This window comes from Chryseobacterium sp. UF-290 (genome assembly GCF_058245615.1).
On sequence record NZ_JBSICB010000015.1, the window covers coordinates 14,153 to 29,443 of the forward strand.

12 protein-coding genes and 14 tRNA genes are annotated in these 15,291 nt (G+C 36.9%); all 26 read left to right on the forward strand.

The window, feature by feature from the left end:
* Positions 1-7: 7 nt before the first annotated feature.
* The 26 genes from AC4IF5_RS16005 to AC4IF5_RS16130 all read left to right on the forward strand — a co-directional run bounded on the left by AC4IF5_RS16005 (position 8) and on the right by AC4IF5_RS16130 (position 15,289).
* On the forward strand, positions 8-700 hold the full coding sequence (locus tag AC4IF5_RS16005) for a hypothetical protein (protein WP_490736224.1): 693 nt from the start codon (positions 8-10) through the stop codon (positions 698-700).
* A 450-nt stretch (positions 701-1,150) separates the two neighbouring features.
* Positions 1,151-1,279 carry a penicillin-binding protein gene (locus AC4IF5_RS16010; RefSeq protein WP_490736226.1) on the forward strand — a complete coding sequence of 43 codons (129 nt, stop codon included), beginning with the start codon at positions 1,151-1,153 and terminating at the stop codon, positions 1,277-1,279.
* Between the two features lie 386 nt (positions 1,280-1,665).
* Positions 1,666-1,791, forward strand: a complete 126-nt coding sequence (locus AC4IF5_RS16015) for a hypothetical protein (protein ID WP_490736228.1) — start codon at positions 1,666-1,668, stop codon at positions 1,789-1,791.
* A gap of 57 nt (positions 1,792-1,848) precedes the next feature.
* Positions 1,849-1,921 (forward strand) — tRNA-His (locus tag AC4IF5_RS16020).
* A 9-nt stretch (positions 1,922-1,930) separates the two neighbouring features.
* Positions 1,931-2,004 (forward strand) — tRNA-Lys (locus tag AC4IF5_RS16025).
* Positions 2,005-2,008: 4 nt separating this feature from the next.
* A tRNA-Arg gene (locus tag AC4IF5_RS16030) sits at positions 2,009-2,082 on the forward strand.
* Positions 2,083-2,089: 7 nt separating this feature from the next.
* Positions 2,090-2,160: transfer RNA gene (locus AC4IF5_RS16035), tRNA-Asp, on the forward strand.
* Positions 2,161-2,228: 68 nt separating this feature from the next.
* Positions 2,229-2,300 (forward strand) — tRNA-Pro (locus AC4IF5_RS16040).
* A gap of 98 nt (positions 2,301-2,398) precedes the next feature.
* A tRNA-Ile gene (locus tag AC4IF5_RS16045) sits at positions 2,399-2,472 on the forward strand.
* 4 nt (positions 2,473-2,476) lie between these two features.
* Positions 2,477-2,548: transfer RNA gene (locus AC4IF5_RS16050), tRNA-Asn, on the forward strand.
* A 291-nt stretch (positions 2,549-2,839) separates the two neighbouring features.
* Positions 2,840-2,921: transfer RNA gene (locus tag AC4IF5_RS16055), tRNA-Cys, on the forward strand.
* Positions 2,922-3,061: 140 nt separating this feature from the next.
* Positions 3,062-3,197: transfer RNA gene (locus AC4IF5_RS16060), tRNA-OTHER, on the forward strand.
* A gap of 81 nt (positions 3,198-3,278) precedes the next feature.
* Positions 3,279-3,350: transfer RNA gene (locus AC4IF5_RS16065), tRNA-Glu, on the forward strand.
* 274 nt (positions 3,351-3,624) lie between these two features.
* A tRNA-Leu gene (locus tag AC4IF5_RS16070) sits at positions 3,625-3,697 on the forward strand.
* A gap of 6 nt (positions 3,698-3,703) precedes the next feature.
* Positions 3,704-3,777, forward strand: a tRNA-Leu gene (locus AC4IF5_RS16075).
* Between the two features lie 54 nt (positions 3,778-3,831).
* Positions 3,832-3,904, forward strand: a tRNA-Phe gene (locus AC4IF5_RS16080).
* Between the two features lie 11 nt (positions 3,905-3,915).
* Positions 3,916-3,987 (forward strand) — tRNA-Gln (locus AC4IF5_RS16085).
* A 219-nt stretch (positions 3,988-4,206) separates the two neighbouring features.
* Entirely contained in the window at positions 4,207-4,692 is a 486-nt protein-coding gene (locus AC4IF5_RS16090; protein ID WP_490736230.1) for a ribonuclease H-like YkuK family protein, read from the forward strand.
* A gap of 94 nt (positions 4,693-4,786) precedes the next feature.
* A complete protein-coding gene (locus tag AC4IF5_RS16095; RefSeq protein ID WP_490736232.1) occupies positions 4,787-5,599 on the forward strand; it encodes an ATP-grasp domain-containing protein in 813 nt (270 codons plus the stop codon).
* 24 nt (positions 5,600-5,623) lie between these two features.
* Positions 5,624-6,400: an ATP-grasp domain-containing protein gene (locus tag AC4IF5_RS16100; RefSeq protein WP_490736234.1), complete on the forward strand. Its 777-nt coding sequence runs from the start codon at positions 5,624-5,626 to the stop codon at positions 6,398-6,400.
* A gap of 98 nt (positions 6,401-6,498) precedes the next feature.
* Positions 6,499-6,876 (forward strand): cyclic-phosphate processing receiver domain-containing protein, encoded by a 378-nt coding sequence (locus AC4IF5_RS16105; protein ID WP_490736236.1) that lies wholly within the window; start codon positions 6,499-6,501, stop codon positions 6,874-6,876.
* Positions 6,873-7,886: an RNA ligase, Rnl2 family gene (locus tag AC4IF5_RS16110; RefSeq protein ID WP_490736237.1), complete on the forward strand. Its 1,014-nt coding sequence runs from the start codon at positions 6,873-6,875 to the stop codon at positions 7,884-7,886. Before AC4IF5_RS16105 ends, AC4IF5_RS16110 begins: the two co-directional genes overlap by 4 nt.
* A gap of 145 nt (positions 7,887-8,031) precedes the next feature.
* Positions 8,032-8,976, forward strand: a complete 945-nt coding sequence (locus AC4IF5_RS16115) for an MBL fold metallo-hydrolase (RefSeq protein WP_490736239.1) — start codon at positions 8,032-8,034, stop codon at positions 8,974-8,976.
* A gap of 259 nt (positions 8,977-9,235) precedes the next feature.
* Positions 9,236-9,787: a 3'-5' exonuclease gene (locus tag AC4IF5_RS16120; protein WP_490736241.1), complete on the forward strand. Its 552-nt coding sequence runs from the start codon at positions 9,236-9,238 to the stop codon at positions 9,785-9,787.
* Positions 9,788-10,067: 280 nt separating this feature from the next.
* Positions 10,068-12,599: a DUF6493 family protein gene (locus AC4IF5_RS16125; RefSeq protein WP_490736243.1), complete on the forward strand. Its 2,532-nt coding sequence runs from the start codon at positions 10,068-10,070 to the stop codon at positions 12,597-12,599.
* Positions 12,596-15,289, forward strand: coding sequence for a DUF6493 family protein (locus AC4IF5_RS16130; RefSeq protein ID WP_490736245.1), 2,694 nt, complete (start codon positions 12,596-12,598; stop codon positions 15,287-15,289). Before AC4IF5_RS16125 ends, AC4IF5_RS16130 begins: the two co-directional genes overlap by 4 nt.
* Positions 15,290-15,291 lie beyond the last annotated feature (2 nt).

Sequence of the window (15,291 nt, forward strand, 5' to 3'; positions counted from 1 at the left end):
CATTAAAATGGCAGAGTATACAGCAGATACAATCAGTACTTTATCAATGGATGAAATGTTGAATATGAGACTTTTCTCAAAATTTAAAATTGCTGATATTTACGTAATCATAGGTTATTTACAGGAATATTTTGGTGGTTATGATTTAGATGAAAAATGTGTTGATGGATTTTTTGTCAATGAATTGGAAAAAGCCAGGGTTTTTGAGAAAATTTGTAGAAAATATTTGCATGAAAACAGATTGAATGATGATGTAGAACTCTTTATATCTGAAACAGGACATTCAGCGGTAATTTCCCGTACAATATGCAGTTGTCTTTCAAAACATTATACTGAAGAAAAAAAAGAATTTTTAAATCATAGAAGGTTTTTACTGAGCCCTGAAGATGATTTATTCAAATCACCGGAAGAGCTGGCAGAAAATAATTTATGGAATTTAAATCAATTAAGCTTTTTAATCGGTTTTTATATTAGGAATCTGATTTTTAAAGAAAAGGAAGAATTTCTAAATGTAGCTAATGCAGGTCACAAAGTAAGCATGGCAATAGATTTTTTTAAAAACTTTTGTGATTCGGGTGATTCTATCAAAGTAGAATATCATTTTAATGTACCTTGTGTTTCAAATATTTATTTTACAAAAGGTCCTTTCTTTAGAGGATTTGAAAAAGAGATTAAAAATTATTTAAAATCCTTGGATTAAAAATATTATGAATTATACGAATTTGTGAACCTATTTAAAGTAAATGGCAACTAAGAAAATATAAGGCAAATGTACTTAATTCTATGATCAGTCTGCATAACTCAGCATAAAAATTCTAACTTAACATCTAAACCTAACAGGTTTTTAAAACCTGTTAGGTTTACTACCTGAAATATCCGGAAGAAATTCCGCAGATTTACAGCAAAACATCTGCTTGATCAGCAAAATCAGCGGGATATAAAAATAAAAAAGTTAACCAGAAATTTTTCAAAAAGTACAGAGCTTCATGTTACTTACTTAAAGTACACCCTATAAAAGATAAAGCTTTTTAGGGTGAAAATACAGTCAGTTCAGCAATAAAAAGGGCTTTGAAACAATCCGATTGATTACCCCGCATTGTGAAAATTATAAAATAATCCCAAAAAAGAATTATCTTTGCGCCAGAAAATTATGACAATACAAAGAGCACATATCAATGCGGAACTATTCGGAAGTCCTTCTACAAAAGGATTATTCGGATATGATGAGGTGATATGGAATGAGGCGAAATGTGCTGACTTTGGAAATTATTTACTGTAAACCTGTAAAAATTTAATCAAAATACTGCAGAAACGCCTCGATTTTTCGAGGCGTTTTTTGTTTTTTAGGTCAGAAATTATTTAGAATGAAAAAAAATAACCATAAACATGAAAATTTTTTAATAAACAATGAAACTTTAATACGATAAAATAGAGTGATAAGCAACCCGGTGAGAGACAGTCATTTAGGTAATTGAGATATCCGCAAAATATTGCGGACAGAAATTCTTTACTTTTAATTTTAGGTTTAACTAATTGATTTTCAATGATTTAATTTGAAAATTTATTTGCAAGTTTCAAAAATTCATATTTACTTTGCAACCGAAAATTGAAAGCAACAGGTTTTCAGGATTTCAAAAAATAATTTAAAAACAAACAAAAAATAAAATGAAACAATTACATAACATATTCAATCAATATTCAGGACTATTCGGACAGGAGCCGGCAGGAAGTCTGTGTATTCTTGATCGTGAAATTGTGGATAAAAGGTGCTTATATACGTGGGTCAGTTAATGATCTCTTACGTCAGAAATATATGAAGCGCCTCCCAAAAAGAGGCGTTTTTTTTATGGTTTCTCTAGCTTATTTGGTAAAGCGTCAGTCTGTGGAACTGAAGAACAGGGTTCGATCCCCGGAGATACCCAACATATAAAATCTCATAGCTCAAGTGGTTAGAGCACCGGTCTTTTAAACCGGGGGTTGAAAGTTCAAATCTTTCTGGGATTACTACGGCTCCGTAGCTCAATGGGATAGAGCATGGGTTTTCTAAACCCAGGGTTAAAGGTTCGAGCCCTTTCGGAGTTACAAAAAAGGTCTATTGAGGTAATGGTAACCTGCCCGACTGTCTCTTGGGCACTGCGAGTTCGATTCTCGCATAGACCGCAAAGATTTACGGAAAAGCTCCGCTCCGGCTGTCTCCCGGAAAAGAGTTTCGAAATGAATCTGCAAAACTGGAAAGATAACGGTGGTTGTTTACCCGTCTTGGACGCGGGAGGTCGCAAGTTCGAATCTTGCTTTCCAGACAAAAGAGTGAATAAGTCAATGGTAAATGTTGCTATGTAAGTGAATTTAAAAATTGACAGCAAAGCGGATTGACCATTCACTATTCATAAGTTAAAATGATTTCGTAGCTCAAATGGTTAGAGTATCGGTCTGATACACCGAAGGTTGAAGGTTCGAGTCCTTCCGGAATTACAATGATTTTGTAGCTCAATGGCAGAGCACCGGTCTGTTAAACCGGAAGTTGAAAGTTCGGGTCTTTCCAAAATCGCAGATAACTAAATGTTAATTGTTTCAGGAGAAAAAATGAAAGTTTGTCGAGAGCAGAAGATCTTTACGCCAAACACGAAAAATAAAGACAAGCTTTTGTTTCTCCAGTAATTAAAAATTAAAAATTGAGTGTGGAAAAAAAATCACTCGTAAAGATATCCTTTATTAGAAAAGAAAAGTCTGTCAAGCGCAGATGGTCTTTAATCAAAATACAGACAGACCTTTCTTTTTAAAAAGAGTAACAAGAAATAGTGATGATCGCTGAATGAGTATTAATCATTATTGATTATCTGATGGTTCGCCGAAGTGGAAGAGTCGGGGCGGTCTGCAAAACCGTTGCATAAGCTGAGTGGGTTTGAATCCCATAACCATCTCAAATAACTAAAATGAGATTAGTTCAGGAGAAAAAATAAAAGCTTGTCGGGCACAGACGTTCTTATATCAAACAAAAAAATTAAGACAAGCTTTATTGACTCCAAAGGAAAATTAAAACTACTAATTACTCATTAAATCAGGAAGTATGCCGAAGTTGGAGAGTCGGGGCAGACTGACATGAGGAACGAATTGAACGATTCCTTTAAAAAATGAAAAAACACAGAGTTAAAATCTGTTGCTTCATCGCTGAGTAGGTTCGAATCCTGCTACTTCCACTATACCACTGATAATGTAATGGCAGCATGCAGGAAATGTACTCTTGTTGTCTGGGTTCGATTCCTGGTCAGTTGGTTTTTGCTCTATTCGTCTAACGGTCAGGACGCCTGCCTTTCGAGCAGAAAACAAGGGTTCGATTCCCTTATAGAGTACTTGGGTGTGAATGAACTGGTCAATTCTGAATGACAATAATACCATGAAAGTTCAAATTTGAAGAATAAATTGGCCAGTCATCATTCACCTGAAAAAGTAAAATGATCAATGATCATTGATTATTTATAAAAATGAATTAGGAAGAGAGAAAGGTTTGTCAGGCGCAGAAGATCTTTACAAACATTACAGGCATAGTTTATTAATAGACAGAGCTTTCTCAAACCTAAAAAATAATGAGCAATCAGCATTATAAAAATTATTGATAAAAAATCTGCGGGAATGGTGGAATGGCAGACACTCTTGATTTAGGATCAAGCTTTTGGGGGTTCGAATCCCTCTTCCCGTACAAAATGCCTCTCTATTCCAATGGGCAGAGAAAACGGCTTTAAACCCCGTAAAGTCCCGGTTCGAATCCGGGGAGAGGTACAAAATAGAAATGGTAAGTGAGATTAATGATCAGTTATTATTTAACAATTATTCGGAAGAGTGGTGTAGCAGGTCTGCACGTTAGTCTGAAAAACTAAAGGTACAGGTTCGATTCCTGTCTGTTCCGCAAAATATAAATGATTCATAGTGTAATGGGCAGCACACAAGACTTTGACTCTTGTAGTTTAGGTTCGAGTCCTGATGAATCAACAGCATTTACTCTGATATTGTAATGGCAGCATCTCAGTTTCCAAAACTGATCGTATTGGTTCGAGTCCGGTTCAGAGTGCAAAAAATGAATAGTTAATGGTCAATCTGCTTAGCAGTCAATTGTAAAGTTCACTTGCATAGCAAAATTCGCTATTGGCGGTTCAAAAAATAACAATCAATTATCAACAATCATTTATGAATTAAAAACAGGTAGAAAAAATGGAAACGCAACAACAAACATGGCAGAATATGAATGGAAAAATTTTCCAGAACTCTATCACACAGCTGGTAGAAGAAGCCATCATCCGCGAACAGGCCAACGGACATCGTCTGAAAGTATGTGTGGGATCAGATTCTCACGTATATGGAGATGCCATCAATTATGCTACGGCAGTAGTATTTATTCGTGAGGGAAAAGGAGCGTTTACCTTTATCAGAAAAGAAAGAGAAATACAGAGTATCAGTATCAAGGAGCGAATGCTGAATGAGGTGAACAAATCCGTGGAAATTGCATACGCTATCTGCTCTGTGTTGGATACTTATGGTGTGGAAATGGAGGTACATGCGGACATTAATACCGATCCGGATTTCAAATCCAACGTTGCCCTGAAAGACGCAATGGGATACATTCTGGGAATGGGATATGTGTTTAAGGCAAAACCTTTTGCTTTCGCAAGTTCCAATTGTGCTGATATGATGGTGTGATAAAAGCTGGAAGCGGATGAAGGGAGCAGGAAGTTTAAAAACGATCCGATGACTTCATCCTTAAGCTTCCAACTACCATCCAAAAAAATAAAAAATGAAAACAGTTTTAATCATCAACGGAGAAAAGTACTGGACGGATTATTTTTCAGGATATGAAGTGGTTCGGAAGAAAGTTCAGACTTCAGAATTTATTGTAAAAGATTCTTCATTGTACGTGATCGATGCGGACGGAGTTTGTAAACCGGATGTGATCTTTTGGAGATTGGGTGCCGTAAATCCTGAAGCCAGGCATAGAAATATTCTGGAACTGATTGAGTATTCAGGAGTTCCATGTGTGAACTCAGCCTCGACATTATTGATGGGATATGACAGATTATCGATGTTAAATACATTGAAAAAGCTTGGATTACCTGTTATTGATTTTAATACGGCAACCAATACCACCCAACTGAAAAATCTGAAAATGGAATTTCCTTTTGTGGTTAAAGTGGGCAATCATCACGGCGGCTATGGTAAAAGCTTAGTTTCCACCGAAGAACAATGGGAAGAGCTTAAAGATTTACTTTTTATTCATCAGGATTATGTGACGGCTGAAAAGTTTATCAACTATCAATATGATATCCGTTATCTGGCTGTACATGATAAAGTCTGGGCAATGAAAAGAAAAGGAAAATACTGGAAAGCCAATTCTTTAACCCAGGAATATCAAATGACCGAGCCTGAAAAAGAATGGATAGAAAAAGTAAAGCGGTTACAGCATCACATCAAAGCAGATATTGTTGCCATTGATGTACTGGGAGCAGAAAACGGAGAAAGAATAATTTTGGAATACAATGATATTCCCGGTCTTTCAGGATTTCCTGAGGATACCAGACTGGAATTATCCGATATTGTAAAAAATAAATAAGAGAACCTTTAAAAATTAGCAACCATGTTTTTTTTAATTCAGGCTAATGTGTACTTAGATCCCGACCACTACAGAATTTTTGAGGCCCTGGAAGAGTTAAATATTGATTATGATGTCATTAATATTCCACCAGCAGCAGAGAAGATAAACTTTGAAACAGATCGGAAAGATGTTTTTGTATATGGTTCGGTGACGATTGCAAGATTGGCCAGACAAAATTCAGACTGGTTTCCCGGTTCTTTTTATGGGGGTAATCACCTGTATGAAGTATATTCCGGGTATTATGGTGAAAACCTCCTAAACCATGAAGTTTCTGTTCATAGAATCTCCGAAAACCTGAGCTGGAAAAAGGATGAGATGAAATTCATCAAGCCTTATCATGAAGCGAAGATTTTTACAGGAAAAGTATTTACGGAAATAGAATGGAAAGACTTTGTTTTTGAAGCATTGGAAAACCGGTCCAACAGAATTACGGAAGAATCTTTGATTCAGGTTTCAGAAGCAAAACGGACCATAAAAGAAGCAAGGCTTTGGATCGTTGGAGGGCAGATCATCGATGGAGGTTATTATAAATTTAATGATAATGCACCTTTCGAAGAAAAAGTTTCAGAAGACGGATTGAGGTTTGCCAATGATATGATTCAGCTTTTCAATCTTGAAGAAGCTTTTGTAATGGATATTTGTTTAACCGATGAAGGCTGGAAGATTGTTGAGATCAACTGTATCAACAGTTCCGGATTCTATCCCAATACGAATGTGAAAAGTGTGATCAAAGCATTGAATATCTACTTTTCAAAATAAGAAAACGAACAGTATAACATATTACGTATCATAAGATCTGAAGATGTAATTACATTTCTGAAGGCTGTGGTAGATGGGTATTCATAAAAAATTAAACAATGGAAATGACAAAAAGATTACTGTTTCTGGATGATATAAGATATCCCATTGAGGCGTATCATTATACCAAACAGGATATCTTCCTCAGAAGTGACTGGCACATCGTTCGGAATTATGAGCAGTTTATCAGCAGAATTTTGGAAAAAGGACTTCCGGAAATGATCTCTTTTGACCATGACCTTGCCGATGAACATTATCTGAAACCGGATGCTCAGGAATTTGTTGAAAAAAACGGTTACGATTGTGCCAAATGGCTTACGGAATATTGTCTGGATAATTATTTGGACTTACCAAAATTTTACTGCCATTCAATGAACCCTGTAGGAAAGAAAAATATTATTAGTCTTTTAGAAAACTTTAAAAAATTAAAGAAATGATCTTCAAAACATATAACGCTATAGAAAATGCTTACCAGACCCGTGTAATCGAGCAGATCAGATTACAAGGGTTCGGGGATGAGGTTTTCATTGTACAGGAAAAAGTTCACGGGGCTAATTTCTCTTTCTTTACCGACGGAAAGGAAATTAAAATCGGAAAAAGAACTGCCTTCATCGAAAAGGATGAAAAATTTTTCAATGCACATCAGATTTTGGAACGTTACAGAAAAAATGTAATAGCGGTGTTTCAGAAATTGAAAACGATGTATCCGGATGTTGAAACAGTAGTGATCTACGGCGAATTGTTCGGTGGTGGTTACAGGCATAAAGAAGTAGAACCGGTAAAAGATGCTGTGAAGGTGCAAAAAGGTATTGAATATGCACCTCATAACGAATTTTACGCCTTCGACATTAAGCTGAACGGGGTGACCTATCTGGATACGGAGATTATCAACTCAATTTTTGAGGAAACCGGATTTTTCTATGCGAAGACCTTATTTCAAGGGACTTTGGAGGAAGCTTTGAAGTTTCCCAATGTTTTCAATTCCAAAATTCCGGCCTGGCTGGGGTTACCTGAGCTGAATAATATGTGTGAAGGAACCATTATCAAAACTTTGAAAACCCAATATTTTGGGAACGGAACAAGAGTCATTCTTAAAAATAAGAATGAAAAATGGATAGAAAAGTCTAAAATGGTTAAAAAGAAGGAGAAAATGGTCCGTAAACAGGTTTATTTCAGCGAAATTGCCCAAAATATCTGGGAGGAGATCCAAAGATATGTGACTGTCAACCGGCTGAATAATGTTATGAGCAAAATTGGCGAATTCGAACCTAGAATGATAGGGAAAGTGACAGGCCTTTTTGCACAGGATATTTTGGAAGATTTTGAAAAAGATTTTCCGGAAGCTTTCACAGCCATTGAAAAAGAAGAGCAGAAAAGGATCAACAAAAAGTTGAATTCTTTAGTCATTGATTTTATAAAAGAAGAGCTAATGACTCTTAAAGTATAGTTTCGGTAATCTCTTTACCGGAACTTTTTTATGGGTAAACTTAACCGCAAAAGTCCAAAGGATATTTAATACTTAGGTTTTGAGTACTCCTGTTGCCATTCGATGGGTGATATTTGGCGGGTGATGATTAATAAAAAAAGAAAAAATGTTACAGGCAGAAATAAAAAGTCTATTAAAAGAAGACATCAGCATATTGATAAAAGTTTTAAACGAAGCAAAGCACTATTTATGTGACTGCGGAGAAGCAAGTTTATTGACGGTAAAAGAAATACAGTCAGTTTCAGCGCTATTCATCAGTCATACCCATATAGATCATTTTTCAAACTTTGACGGGATCTTCAGACATCAGATCGGAAGTGGAGAAAAGATAATCATCTGTGGCCCGAAGAATATTCATCAGCAAATTGAAGCGAGATTAAAATCCTATACCTGGAACTTAATAGATGAAAATGCGATTGAATATGAGATCCGGGAGATCACTTCAAAAGAAGAGATCAATGTGTATACAATTCGTCCTCCTCACTGGAATCTTGAATTTGTAGAAACCCGGAACTTTCTTTTTGAGGATGAATATGTACATGTTGATTTTGCTATTCTGGATCATAAAACAGATTCGATTTCTTATCTGTTCATGGAAAAAGACTCGTTCACTTTTAATGAAAATGCTTCCGGGTTCAGGAAAGGAAAATGGATCAGTGAACTGAAAGCTGCTTTTGAAAATAATGATCCGGAGAAAGAAATCGGGATAGAAGGAACGGTTTATAAAGCAGCAGATCTGTTTCACTTGTTAACCCGTAATCCTGGTTATAAATTGGGAGTGATTATGGATCATGTGGCAGTTGAGGCGAATCATGAAAAAATAAGAGCCGTTTTTGAAGGTGCAGACCTGGTGTACATCGAAACGTTCTATAAAGATAGCGATCAGGAGCTTGCTAAGCTCAATTATCACAGTTTTGCTTCTGCTTCAGGAAAGATGATGAATGACTGCAACGTAAAAGAAGCTGTCCCGGTCCACTTTTCAAGAAGATATACGGAAAGCGATCAACAGGAAATTGAAACTGCTTTTTATAAAGCGTTTCGCAAGAATTAATTAAATATTTATTACACTAAAACTGCAAAAGGTATCGAAGCTTCGATGTAGGGATAGACTGTCACAATTTCCGCCCGGTTTCCTACCAAGAGGTCAGGGAAATCATGAAGCAGAAAAAATGGACACCACCGTTTGGACCGGGAGCGTAATGAGTTGATTTTGAGAGAAAGAATAGCGATAGAGTTTGAGAGATTATCACTTAAAGTATCTCTCTTCTGACTTCTGATTTCTAACCTCTAACTTCTAAAATTAAAAAAAAGTGAAAACAACAGAGAATATATTAATAGTAGACCTTGAAGCAACATGCTGGGACAGCCGGCCGCCGAGAGGTCAGGAAAGTGAGATCATTGAGATCGGTGTATGCATCATGAATGCAAAAACCGGAAAGATCTCTAAAAATGAGGGGATCTTAGTGAAACCTCAATATTCAAAAGTAAGTCCGTTTTGTACAGAGCTTACTACGTTAACCCAAAATATGCTGGATAGTGAAGGCGTAATGCTGGAAGATGCATTTGATATACTCAGGGCAGAATACGATTCAGAGGATTTGACATGGGCAAGCTACGGAAACTACGATCTGAATATGCTTCAGAACCAGGCGAGAAGATTCTATGCCGATTATCCTATGAGTGACGACCATATCAATGTGAAAACATTGTTTGGGGAGCTTCATCCTACGATAAGAAAAAGTGTGGGAATGAGCAGGGCTTTGGGCGAACTGGGATTCACTCTGGAAGGTACCCACCACAGAGGTGTGGATGATGCAAAGAATATTGCCAGGATTCTGCATTGGTGCCTGAAGAATTATTAAAATGAAGCTATGTATCCAATGGTATAATGAATAAGGACTCTCTTGAAAAAGGGAGTCTTTTTTATATTACCACCTTTGCCGAACTACTTTTCGCTTTTTTTGACATAACGAAAGACCTTTATTTTTTTTAGGAATGAAAAAAAAAATTGTCAGCTTTTATTCCGGACTGCTGATAGAGCTTCTGTTAAAAGCATAAAGTTTTGTTAAAAAATTCACTTTTTGGGGATAATTTAATACCTGTAGATCATTTTTTGTTATTTTAGCTGACAAGATTGAATTTATGCTAATTGAGGAAGAGTTTAAGGCAATATATTTAAACTATAGAATCAGGGAAATTGTTCCTTTTCTTAAGAAGCTTACACTAAAAGATAAAAAAGAAGTTGTTGCTCTTTTAAAAAAACATATTAATAAAGAATGGGGGCACAACAATATCTCTGTGTTGGCCGCATTGGCCTGCTGTAAAACCAAAAATGAATACGAAAAATTAAGTCCCGGTTATTACTCAATGCCGGTTGACCTTATTGATGAATTGTTTGAATCCTATATTCCGGACTGGATCGGGGAGAGTCATTCATTCCTAAGAGAATTCAATTATCTGAAAGTATTGGAATGGGAGCATAAAGGTTATCTCAGGCCGGATAATGAGATCATCGCATCATTACTTTCATCTTCCGGGATTTCCGGCAGCTCTTCAGAAGAAATTTTATTTACCTATCCTGCTACATTAGACTCACATATCTGGTTCTTATTTGAATATGAATCTGATGTTACTTCCTGTTACAATGAGCGGGACTGGAAAGAAATATTTAAAAAGCTGGCTAAGGATCATAAAATTGACAGATCCGGACTGCTTAGGTCCTGCCTTAAAGCAGTTAATTTTAATCTTTCAAAAGAACATAATACCTGGTTCCTGGAGCTTTTTGCTTACCTTGAACCAACGAGTAAAGAGATTCTGGAATGGCAGGATGAGCTGTTTATGATCTTTCACTCTACACAACATTCACTATTCCCGGGGACATTGAAGATTGTAAATCAGGTTACCACAGATAAAGCGTTTAAAACAGAAGACTTTTTACACGCTGCGTCATCTCTGATAACACTTCCCATCAAAAATATAGTCAATGCATTGATTCTGACCCTGGAAAAAATAGCCAAAGATAATAACGCATACCATGAAGAGATATGCCTTCTTCTGGTACCCGTTTTTCTGAATAAAGATAAAACACTCCAGACAAAAGGGGCAAAGATCATTGCCAGATACTGGAACCCGGAATCAGAAAAGATACAGGAAGAGCTAAAGCTTTATACAGGATCGCTTCTTTCCGATGCCAGTGCACTGCTGGAGAAATTTATTGCTGAAAAAGGTGAAGCGGAAAGTAAAGAGAAAAAGAACTATGAACCAGCTTTATGGCATTTATCAGAGCCTGTTTTACCTATTGAGACCATTGATGATTTCATATTTTTTGCCCCACAGGTTTTTCATACAGGCAAAACATATTATTTTGAAAGGTTTCTGGAGGCTTTGTTAAAATTTAACAATGAGTTTAAAGAAGAGCACTTTAATCAGCTGGAACCAGCTTTCAAAGCCGCACTTAAAGTAAAAGGAACAGGAGGGCTTCATCACTTACTGGCTACTTTTTTTATCAGTTACGGCTTATTAAAACAGAAAAATAAATCGCGGGTATTGCTGGAAGCACGTACGGAATTTCCCAATTTTGAAAACTGGTGCGAAAAAAGAACGCCTTTAGTTTTTAAAGCTTATCATCAGCTTCTTTCAGGAATCTTTGAGCTCTTAAAACAGAATAAAGCACTTCCGCTTCTCTCTGCTCCGGATCACACTCCTTGTTGGATTACCGCCCGTCATCTTGTAGATAAGCTGAAAATCTATCAACAGCAGAATGAGTTGCCGGTTCCTTTTGACCTGCAGATCGCAGTACTTCGTGTAAAAAAAGAAAATCTGCATGCAGCAGAACAATATGCAAAAGAGCAGCTGGACGGAAAATATGCTGAAATGCTGAAACCGGTCTTTAATCCGGATTACTTCAGGAACAGATATGACCCTATATATCTGGAGGGTAATTTTGATTGGACATTCAGCTACAGAAAAATTTATAAATGGAATAATACAGAAGAAATTCCCCAGGTGCTCATTACTATTGAAAACCGTAAAGAACTTCCTGAGGATGCCTCTTTTTTAGACCATTTATTCAACTCTTATCATGGAATTTATCATGATGATCTTATCAGCATTTTATATACAGCACCTTATTTTTCAGGTTCTGTTGTTGCCAAAAAATATAATGAGAATTTGTCAAATGCTGTTTATCAGTATGATATCAGAGGAAATGTAGACTTTCTTGAGGCGTGGTTGAAGCTGGATCTGCCTTTTCAGCCGGTACATTATGTATTGCTGTCCGCAGGGCTTTTTAATAAAGATAAAACACTCTGTGGTATGGCTTTTGAAGCCTTAATAAACAAGATTGTTTCCGATGATTTTAAGGTAAAAGAACTGGGAACGCTGATTGGTAAAAAGATCAGTTTCGGATGGGCTCCTGTCAAAAGGCTCACAGATGGGTTGTCCGGTCTTATCAATTTAAGTTACAGTCACAACCTTGCCTTGGAAAAATTGCTGATCTCCATTCTTTCAGCTATTGAAAAGCCGGTTTTTAATCTTAAAAAACTACTGGAGCTTTACTATGAACTGTTAAATCAGAACCAGTCTATACCGGACGAAATCGTTTCGGGGCTGCTTAAAGAATGGGAAAAAGAAAATAACCTGAAAAAAATTATACATCAAATTAAAAACAAATGAAAGAAAGACTTTATGAGATCCTTAATGAGGAAAAAATACATGAGATTATCCCTTTTCTAAAGCAGCTCACAGCAGAAGAAAGAAAGACATTAGTCCCATCCATCAAAAAGATGGATCGCGAGATCAATAAGATCGTAATGACCAAAAATTCCTACCATACCGTAGGCTCTGTAAATCAGCATTCAATTATTGATATCGCTTCATTTGTCTGTATGGATAAAAAGAACTTCGGTAAGAATTACTGGAGCTTTTTCAGAAATGCAGAACAGGCGGAGCAGATATTGGAATGGGGCTGCCCGGATTGGTTTTCTGATTTTATCAATGAATCTATAGACGCTGAATTTACGGCTTTTAACTACAAGGACATACTAGGATGGACAAAAAAAGGCTATGTACAGCCCAGACCTGAATTATTGGGACATCATCTGAGCAATTATCCTTCCGATCTGGACCAGTACCCTGAAACCCTTCAAACGCATTTTTGGTATTTGTGCGAATATCCGTCCAAATCACTACCGTTCCGTAAAGAATGGTTTCCAATAGTCCAAAAACTGGTGGCAGAGCAGAAAATTGAAAGAAAAAGGTTTCTGAGAGAATGTCTGCTGGCCTCCAACCGCAACTTTAATAAAAACGTGACAGGTTGGTTTATGGATGCGTTTACCGCACTGAAGCCTACAGAAGAAGAACTGATCGGGCTTCAGGATGAATTGCTGGCAGGGTTAGCCTCTGCACAGTCAAAAGCGGTCAATACCATATTGACACACCTGAAAAAAATAGCCGGAGCAGGCATTAAAACAGAAGAACTTTCACATTACCTTCCCAATTTGCTAAGCTCAGAAGTTAAGACTGTGGTTGTTTCCGGTTTGTCCTTAATAGAAAAGATCTTTCAGAGAAAAAGACTTGACCCGGAGATGTTGGGTATGGCTTTAAGCACAGCATTTGTAAGTAAAGATGATGGAATACAGACCAAGGCAGCAAAGATCATTCTGAAATATATTCCGCCTTCCGAAAATATAAAAGAGGCGTTGTCCCATTATTCTGATAATATACTGACGAATGTACGGTCTCTTCTGGAAAAATATATAGAAGAGAAGCACCATGAGCTGGAAGTGATAACCTCTGAAAAATTATGGCTGACGACAGATGAAAACAAAGTCAGAGTGCTTGAAAGCTTTGAGGATTTAATGTTCTTCCTTCCTTTGGCAATAGATGATCCATATAGCCACCATTGCGATATTGCTTTGGATGGGTTTATCCGTTTTGCCAATGATGTTGATTCAGATTCTGTGAAGTTAATAGAGCCGGTATTTTTAAAAGCCTGTAAAATCATTTCAAAATGGGAAGTTCCCTATCTGAATATTTTATTGTGCAACCTGATTATCAATTACGGGTTGGATCTACTGGAAAAATACCCGATTCAGCTTAAAAATCTGAAAAAAATATATCAGAAAACGAGCGAAGACGAAGCTGCCAGAGAAACTTATTTAAATTATCAGAAAAAATTAGGCCCCATAGAGAAAGTGGGAGCAGAATCTCCTGCTATGAAGGCATTCCGGGAACTAGCCATATATACGCACGAAAAGATTAAAGCCGGAGATCATGTCCCTTTGTTGTTTACAATAACCCATTCACCCTGCTGGATTTCTCCTATAAGCCTGGTAGAAAAATTTGAGGTTTATCAAAATAAAAATGTAGAGCCTCACCATCTGGATGTTCAGCTAGCTTTACAGCGTTGTGCTCTTGACAATACCGAAGAAGCATTACAGCTGGTGGAGAAAAAGCTGAAAGGTGAGTTTAAAGATCTGTTGCTTTTCTTCTTTGGAAAAAATACAGAACCTAAAGGGAAGTTTGAACATCCTTCATGGTGGATGACCGCCGGAATTACACGTTCCCCGAAAACTGTTTTTAAAGAATTCGGCAGTTTCGGGTATGATAATATTCCTGTAGAATTCCTTTCAGGGAATTATAGCTGGAAAACAATCGATAACAAGAAGAATTCATATTATCCCGTTGAGCTGAATATTGTGATCCCGCCGTATCATCTTGAAAAAAGAAAAGAACCATTGTTCGTGGAGTATTTTGTTTCCGGTCAGAAAGACCTTTCCGAAACCCCTGCGCTGATGTGGTGCTTCCCGAATACCCCTGCGAACGCTTTGGCAAAAGTGATCAAATATTGCCTTTTCTATTCCGGGATTGCTGAGGTATATGAAAGAAACCTGGTTCTGAATACGGCACAGGCTCTTTATCAGATCAAAAGACCGTTGGATGAAATTGGAAATCTGTTTTTAGGAACTATTTTTCTGGACGGTGATAAAACGATCCGGGGGACAGCAGCAGAGATCTGGTTGGAGCATGTTTCTTATCAGATGATGGATAATGCACAACTGGGAAGGGTGATTGGCCTCCATGAAAAGCTGGAATGGGCACCGGTTAAAAGATTAACGGACCTTATGCAAAATCATATGGTGAATGTCAGTAAGACCCACAATGAAGCATTAGAAGAACTGATCTCCAATATATTATTTCAAATGGAAAAACCGGTCACCAATCTGAAAAAACTATTGGAAGTCTATCATGAAGTATTGGCCTTAAACCAGTCTGAAGCCAATATTCATATCATTGAAAAACTCAATGGCTGGAAAGAAAACTCGAGTCTGAAAAAAATCTGCAATCTTCTTCTAAAAAAATAAAT

Excerpts from the sequence above, each read along its gene's own strand:
- AC4IF5_RS16005 (WP_490736224.1), top strand. The coding sequence starts at position 8 with ATGGCAGAGTATACAGCAGATACAATCAGTACTTTATCAATGGATGAA.
- AC4IF5_RS16015 (WP_490736228.1), top strand. The coding sequence starts at position 1,666 with ATGAAACAATTACATAACATATTCAATCAATATTCAGGACTATTCGGA.
- AC4IF5_RS16105 (WP_490736236.1), top strand. The coding sequence starts at position 6,499 with ATGGAAATGACAAAAAGATTACTGTTTCTGGATGATATAAGATATCCC.
- AC4IF5_RS16010 (WP_490736226.1), top strand. The coding sequence starts at position 1,151 with ATGACAATACAAAGAGCACATATCAATGCGGAACTATTCGGAAGTCCT.
- AC4IF5_RS16125 (WP_490736243.1), top strand. The coding sequence starts at position 10,068 with ATGCTAATTGAGGAAGAGTTTAAGGCAATATATTTAAACTATAGAATC.
- AC4IF5_RS16130 (WP_490736245.1), top strand. The coding sequence starts at position 12,596 with ATGAAAGAAAGACTTTATGAGATCCTTAATGAGGAAAAAATACATGAG.
- AC4IF5_RS16110 (WP_490736237.1), top strand. The coding sequence starts at position 6,873 with ATGATCTTCAAAACATATAACGCTATAGAAAATGCTTACCAGACCCGT.
- AC4IF5_RS16100 (WP_490736234.1), top strand. The coding sequence starts at position 5,624 with ATGTTTTTTTTAATTCAGGCTAATGTGTACTTAGATCCCGACCACTAC.
- AC4IF5_RS16095 (WP_490736232.1), top strand. The coding sequence starts at position 4,787 with ATGAAAACAGTTTTAATCATCAACGGAGAAAAGTACTGGACGGATTAT.
- AC4IF5_RS16115 (WP_490736239.1), top strand. The coding sequence starts at position 8,032 with ATGTTACAGGCAGAAATAAAAAGTCTATTAAAAGAAGACATCAGCATA.
- AC4IF5_RS16090 (WP_490736230.1), top strand. The coding sequence starts at position 4,207 with ATGGAAACGCAACAACAAACATGGCAGAATATGAATGGAAAAATTTTC.